Raw genomic sequence first — 7,332 nt, 5'->3', positions numbered from 1 at the left:
TCCCAGGGCGGCCGCTTGATTGCTTCGGGCCCCGTCGGCCGCAGTTCCCCGGCTTTGGTGCGCCAATCTTTGCGATCGCTCCTTGGGGCCTATTGGGCTTTTCCGTTAACCCAACCGGCGACTCCGCAACCGCGCAACCGCTGTCGCGATCTGGCTTGCACTACTTCTAGCAGTTGGATGCCACCCGAACAAAAAAATGCCTCAGTCCAAGGCGGTGTCTTGATTCCGGCTGATGCGAACAGTCAAACTATTGCTACTTGGAAAGATAGTTCCGGTTCCTCCGCAGCCATTGCCACGGATCGCGCTACCTATCTCGGCTGGCGCTGGGGTAGCGACGGTTCGGGAAATGTAGATAAGGCTTGGCTGCAAGCCTCGATCGCCCGCTGGGGAGGCACAATCGCTTCTGGGCCTGTAGCGCCGCCCACTGCTGCCGCGACCCCACTGCCAACTCCCCCCTCAAGAGTCACTAGAAACAGCCCTAGTTTGCCGCGTACTACCCCGCTGAGCCGACTTTCTCCCTCTGGCTCGCTTTCCGATCCAGTTCCTGCAACTTTTACAGACCCTTCGGATCAGTCGGCGCCCGCGGGTTTGGATGTGCAGGCAAATTCCAATAAGCCGATCGTCACCATTGAAGCGTACTTGATGCGCCAAGAACTCACTAACCTCCTCGGCCGGTTTGAAAGCGCCCTGACAGCATCTAATTCAGCCAATACCGCCATCAATCTCAATGCTGCTACCTCCCCTCAACTGGTGGCGACAAGCAACAGTGCCGGCGGCCCGGCAACCAGCCGCCCCCCTGTTCTGCAAGCGATCAGGGGACGGGCGATCGCCCAAGCGCGGCAGGTTTTGCAAACTTTCGACCAACTCCTGCAACAGCAAAACTACGCGGAGGCTAGAAAGCAGTGGGTGGAAGCGCGGCAGTTGCTGTGGGAAAATTACCCGAAGGAAGGACAGCGGGTTGGGGCGGAAATTCGCGCGGTTTGGCTCGATCGCGGGACGATCGTCGCAGCGCGATCGGAACAGGGTTTGGCGGCAGTGTTCGATCGGCTCGCAGCCGCCGGGATCAATACCGTTTTCTTTGAAACTTTGAATGCCGGATATACGATTTATCCCAGTCAAGTTGCACCGCAACAAAATCCCCTAACAGTTGGCTGGGACCCGCTGGCATCTGCGGTTAAATTAGCCCACGAGCGAGGCATGGAACTGCACGCTTGGGTTTGGGTTTTTGCCACAGGAAATAAGCGCCACAATACTTTAATTGGCCAGCCTAGTTCTTATCCCGGGCCGGTACTTTCCGCTCATCCACAGTGGGCGAATATTGACAATAAAGGACGCACCCAAAATCCTAATGATGGCAAATTTTATCTCGATCCGGCGAATCCGGAAGCGCGTAATTATTTGCTGCAGATTGTCAGCGAAATTGCCAACAACTACAAAGTAGATGGGGTACAATTAGACTATATTCGCTATCCTTTTCAAGATGACAATGCGAATTTTACTTACGGTTACGGTATTGCTGGGAGGCAGCAATTTAGGCAGTTAACTGGTGCAGATCCGGTGAATATTTCCCCTAAAAACGGCAGTTTGTGGCGCCAGTGGGTTGAGTTTAAAACTAATCAAATTAATAGTTTTGTAGCTGAAGTTTCTCAGCTTTTGCGGCAGAATTATCCGCGCACAATTCTGTCGGTGGCGGTGTTTCCGCACCCGGAAACTCAGCGGATTTACAAAATTCAGCAAAATTGGGAAGTTTGGGCTCGTCAGGGCATTGTAGATCTGATTGTGCCGATGACTTATGCTTTGGATACGAACCGACTTCAGCGCATCACCGAACCTTTGGTAAAGGAACAAATGCTTGGTTCGGCTTTGATTTCTCCGTCGGTTAAGTTGTTGACTATCCCGGAAGTTGTGGCGATCGACCAAATTCAAGCTTTGCGCGATTTGCCGACAGGGGGTTATGCTATTTTTGCGGTGGAAAGTATCAGCAGCGGGATGCAGGGTTTTTTTAACCGCACTCAAGGCCCGCCAGTGCGTTCCACTTCAGCAGCGCAGCCGATTCCTTACCGACAGCCGTTTGCCGCGGCGGCTTCGCGGTATACTGCTCTCAAGCAGGAATGGAGTTTTTTGTTGGCTAACAATCAGTTGCGGGTGTCGGAATCGGAACTAAAAGTTTTGCAAAGTCGAGCGGATGAATTGGCGCAAGCTTTGAGCAACTTGGCGGCAAATCCTTCTACGGAAAGTTTAGCAACTGCTAAAAGATTGTTGGGGAGTTTTCAATCTCAATTTCAATCTTCGATGCGCTTGCATTCTGCCGAAAATAGCTATCAGGTGCAAACTTGGCAAAATCGTTTGGAGAGTTTGGATATGCTTTTACGTTACGGCGAAAGGATGGAGTTGAATCGCAGGTAAATACAGATTTTTTGGGTGTGTGCTGCTGTGGATAGTGCGATCGTGCTAACATTTGGGCGATCGTACTCTAATTAATAAAACTTACGCACCTACTAATATTTTGTGTGATGGCGAACGTAGGGAAGCACTCTTAAACCCTTGATTTAACGCCCTTGAGTGCGTAAGCCCTGATTAAGTTAGTTCGCGATGCCACGGGTAATCCTCACCTTGGTTTTTTCACAGAAATACTTCGTTCCATCCTGCAGATGCAGTAAAAAACCAGGTGGTTGAGCGAAGCCGAAACCCGCTGTCTGGGGTCGGAGTGCGATCGCGAACTGTAAGTTTGTAAGTAGGTCATCCCAAAATAACCATAGTATCTTATTAGAGAGGGTTTAGTTAAAATCTACGATCAAAGCGAGTAGATAAGTCTTCTCACCCCCCGAACCATGTAATGTTTATTTGCACCTACTTAGTGACGACGAAAGGCCTCAAAACTCTTAAAGGTCTAGATCAAACAATTTGACCATTAGTGATTAACCGGATTTGATCTTACTCGCTCGTCTCTCGCTCCAAGATTTTAACATCTACTAATTTAAACAGTCAATTTTAATTACTTTTAGGATTAATATGTTTCCTAAACCCCTCAATCGTTTTGCTACAAAATTTATCGGCAAAGCTCCATTACAAACGGTGTTCGTAGTTCCCTTTTTAGTGCAAATTGTCGGCACGGTAGGAGTTGTAGGTTGGCTATCTTTCCAAAACGGTCAGCGGGCAGTCAACGAGGTTGCCGCTCAGTTGCGGGCAGAAATTAGCGATCGCATCAAAGACCGCATAGAAAGTTATATGTCAATTCCCCACATAGTCAATCACCTGAACTTTCAAGCCATAAAATTGGGGCAGTTGAACCTAGAAGACAACCAAAAACTAGAACATCATTTCCTCGAACAAATTCAATATTTTGATTCAATCAGCATCATTTACACAGGGAAGGAAAATGGAGAACATTCAGGAGCAATCCGCACTAAAGAGCGGACTTTGATATCGGCTGCAGACAGCTCTACTGGCAATAAATTAGCTCGGTATACTGCTGACTCTCAGGGAAACCGCGTTCAATTAGTGCAAATTTCACCCAATACTTACGACCCGCGAACTCGCCCTTGGTACATAGCTGCGGCTGTGGCAAAAAAACCTATTTGGACTCCAATTTATACAGATTTTTTGACGAGGGAACTGGCAATTACTGCTGCTTTGCCTATCTACGACGACGCTGGCAAATTGTTAGGCGTGGCTGGCAGCGATTTGCTGTTTTCTCGAATCAAAGAATTTCTCGTCAGCCTGAAAATTGGTAAATCGGGACAAACTTTTGTGATGGAGCGATCGGGGATGTTAATTGCCACTTCAACGGCGAGTGCAGAATTTGTGGTGGAAGGTAAAGAAACAAGACGCATCAAAGCTTCAGAAAGCGACAATCCGGTAATTAGACAAACCGCCCAGCATTTAAATAAACACTACGACAGCTTAGCTAAAATCAATAATTCTCAACAGCTTACTTTTGATGTTGACCGCAAGCGAAATTTTATTCAGGTAGCTCCTTTTAAAGACGATCGAGGATTGGATTGGCTGATTGTAGTAGTTGTATCCGAGTCTGACTTTATGGAGCAAATTAACCTCAACACGCGCACGACTTTTTTACTGTCGCTTGCAGCTTTGATGGGAGCGACAATCCTGGGGATTCTTACTGCTAAATGGGTTGTTCAGCCGATTTTAAGATTGAATGCGGCGGCGAAAGCTTTGGCGCGAAATGAATGGGATACAAAGCTCACTCTAAATCGCGAAGACGAACTCGGAGAACTTGCCACTGCTTTTAACAGCATGGCAGAGCAATTGCAGCATTCATTTACTTCCCTCTCAGAAAGCGAAAGCCGACTCAAACAATTTCTCAATGCAGTACCGCTAGGGATTTTTATTGCAGAGCCAAATGGTCAACCTCACTACATTAACCCTACAGGAGAAAAACTTTTATCTCAAGGAATTGTGGCAGCAAATGCCGAAAACTTGCGCCAATTATACAGAGTTTATTTAGCTGGAACGCAGGAAATTTACCCGGCGGAACGCGACCCAATTTTAAATGCCTTGCAGGGCAAAAGTGTAACAGTTGATGACATTGAAATCTCCTCCAATAACAAAACTGTTCCCCTGCAAGTTTGGGGGACTCCTATTTACGACTCCCAAGGAAATATTATTTACGGAATGTGCGCTTTTCAAAATATTACGAAACGGAAACTAGCGGAGAAGTTATTAAGGGCATACAACCAAAATTTAGCAGTGCAAGTTGCACAACGCACCGCCGATCTTGCTAAGGCAAAAGAAAAGTTTTCCAAAGCTTTTCGTTCGAGTCCGAATGCGATTACAATTACAAGAATTCGTGACGGTTGCCACCTAGAAGTTAATGATAGTTTTTGCCGGATGATGGGCTACACCCAGGAAGAAATTATCGGTAAAACAGCGGTAGAACTCAATTTTTGGGCGAGTTTGAAAGAGCGTGACCGCATGATTCAAATGTTAAAAGACAAGACAGCACTTCACAATTATGAGCTGAGGTTTCGCAATAAAAATGGTACAGAAAGAACGGCACTGCTGTCGATAGAAACCATCAATATTGACGGAGAAGCTTGTTTTTTGTCTATTTCTAGCGATATTACCGAGCGCCAAAAAGCAGAAACTGCCCTCCGGGAAGCAGAAGAAAAGTACCGCAACATTTATGAAAATGCTTTGAATGGAATTTTCCAAACTGCTATTGACGGGAAATACATCAGCGCTAACCCCGCTTTAGCTCAGCTTTATGGTTATGAATGCCCCGCAGAATTAATAGCAGCACAGCCGAATTTCAATAACCAGCTTTACGTGAAACCCAACCGCCGCGACGAATTTGCAGCGCTGATGACCGAGTACGGGATACTATCAAACTTTGAATCGGAAATTTACCGCAAAGATGGCAGCATAATCTGGATTTCGGAAAATTGTCGCGCTGTCTGCGATGAAGCAGGAAATTTACTTTACTACGAAGGTTTTATTAAAGACATTACTGATAACAAACAAGCTGAAATAAAAATGCAGCAGGCGAAAGAAGCGGCCGAAGCAGCAAATAAAGCTAAGAGTACCTTTCTCGCTAATATGAGCCACGAATTGCGATCGCCCCTGAACGCGGTCATCGGCTTTGCTCAAGTCCTGATTCGCAGTCAAACGTTGTCTCAGGAAAATCAAGAAAATGTCGGAATTATCCTGCGGAGTGGCGAACATTTACTGGCTTTAATTAACCAAGTTTTAGACTTGTCAAAAATCGAAGCCGGACGCACGACGCTTAATGCAAAAAGCTTCGATCTGTACCAATTAATCGACGATTTAGAAGATATGTTTGCTCTCAAAGCTGAGCAAAAATGTTTGCAACTAATGTTCGACACAGACGCAGAAGTTCCCCATTACATTTGTACTGATGAAGTTAAATTGCGGCAAGTCTTAATTAATTTGCTCAATAATGCGATTAAATTTACCTCTGAAGGGAGAGTGTCGGTGAAAGTCAAAGGAGGAAGGCGGCATATACATAAAAACAGCACTGACCAATTGCCCGGCCGCTACTGGCTGCATTTTGAAGTCCAAGATACTGGTGCAGGCATTGCGCCTGAGGAAATCGATCAGTTGTTTGAAGCATTTGTGCAGACGAAAACAGGTAAAGATTCTCAGGAAGGAACGGGTTTAGGTTTAGCTATTAGCCGCCAGTTCGTGCAATTAATGGGAGGTGAAATTACTGCGAGCAGCGATATCGGAAAGGGTGCATTATTTCAGTTTGATATCCAAGTTAATCTGGTTGAAGCTAGTGATATTGAAAGCAAAAAAACTCAACGTCGAGTTGTTGCCCTCGAACCGAATCAGCCGAGTTATCGCTTGCTAATTGTGGACGACAAACCTTTAAATCGCCAACTGTTAGTAAAACTTCTCAGTCCACTCGGATTTGAGTTGAGAGAAGCAAATAACGGTAAAGAAGCGGTTGATGTTTTTATGGAGTGGGAACCGCATCTGATTTGGATGGACATGAGAATGCCTGTCATGGACGGCTATGAGGCAACGAAACAGATTAAAACTACAACTGGCGGGCAAGCAACGGCGATTGTGGCCCTAACTGCTAGCGTTTTGGAGGAAGAACGGGCGGTGATTCTTTCGGCGGGTTGCGATGATTTTATGCGGAAACCGTTCCGCGAGGAGGATATTTTTGTGGCAATCAGAAAACATTTAGGAGTACGCTATATTTATGAAGATTCAACCGCAGTAAGTGCCGCAGGTGTAGAGGAGTCAAGTCATGAGGTGCTGACACCGGAAGCTTTTGCCTCTCTTTCTCCAGACTGGATGGCCCAATTCAAGCAAAGTATTTTGAGTGTGGACATGGAGGCGATCGCAACTTCGATCGCACAAATCGGCACTGTCAACCCCTCTCTTGCGGGCAAGCTTCAAGATTGCATTAATAATTTTGAATATGACAGAATTTTGAACATAATCGAACTCAGCGACAAACAGTAAATACCAGATGATTTCAACTTTACCTAAAACCAATCGAGCTAATATTTTAGTAGTGGACGATACACCAGAAAACCTGCGGCTGCTGGCCGGAATTTTGAGCGAAAAAGGCTATCAAGTTCGCCCCGTACCCAATGGCAAGCTAGCATTGTCTGCTGCTCAAAAAATACCCCCAGATATAGTGCTGCTGGATATTCTGATGCCAGAAATGGACGGCTATCAAGTTTGTCAGCAACTCAAAGCTTGTGAAATTACCAAAGACATTCCTGTTATTTTTATTAGTGCGATTAATGACGTGCTGGATAAAGTTAAAGCTTTTGCAGTGGGCGGAGTTGACTTTATTACTAAACCGTTTCAGGTTGAAGAAGTTTTAGCCCG

The 7,332-nt window shown here is 46.1% G+C and carries 3 protein-coding genes; all 3 read left to right on the top strand.

Features of this window, described 5'->3' with window-relative positions; genetic code table 11:
- On the top strand, window positions 1-2,406 hold a 2,406-nt coding region (locus QUA38_RS07345), incomplete at its 5' end, for a family 10 glycosylhydrolase (protein ID WP_333160489.1).
- 606 nt (window positions 2,407-3,012) lie between these two features.
- Window positions 3,013-6,957 (top strand): PAS domain S-box protein, encoded by a 3,945-nt coding sequence (locus QUA38_RS07340; protein WP_333160487.1) that lies wholly within the window; start codon window positions 3,013-3,015, stop codon window positions 6,955-6,957.
- A 7-nt stretch (window positions 6,958-6,964) separates the two neighbouring features.
- Window positions 6,965-7,332: response regulator (locus QUA38_RS07335; protein WP_333160485.1), on the top strand; the 368-nt coding region annotated here is incomplete at its 3' end.

The organism is Microcoleus sp. Pol12B4 (genome assembly GCF_036701385.1).
Lineage (GTDB): Bacteria > Cyanobacteriota > Cyanobacteriia > Cyanobacteriales > Microcoleaceae > Microcoleus.
The sequence above is the reverse complement of the archived record's forward strand: the minus strand, read 5'-3'. Positions and strand labels throughout refer to the sequence as shown.

Coding starts and splice junctions, on each gene's coding strand:
- QUA38_RS07340 (WP_333160487.1), top strand. CDS start 3,013: ATGTTTCCTAAACCCCTCAATCGTTTTGCTACAAAATTTATCGGCAAA.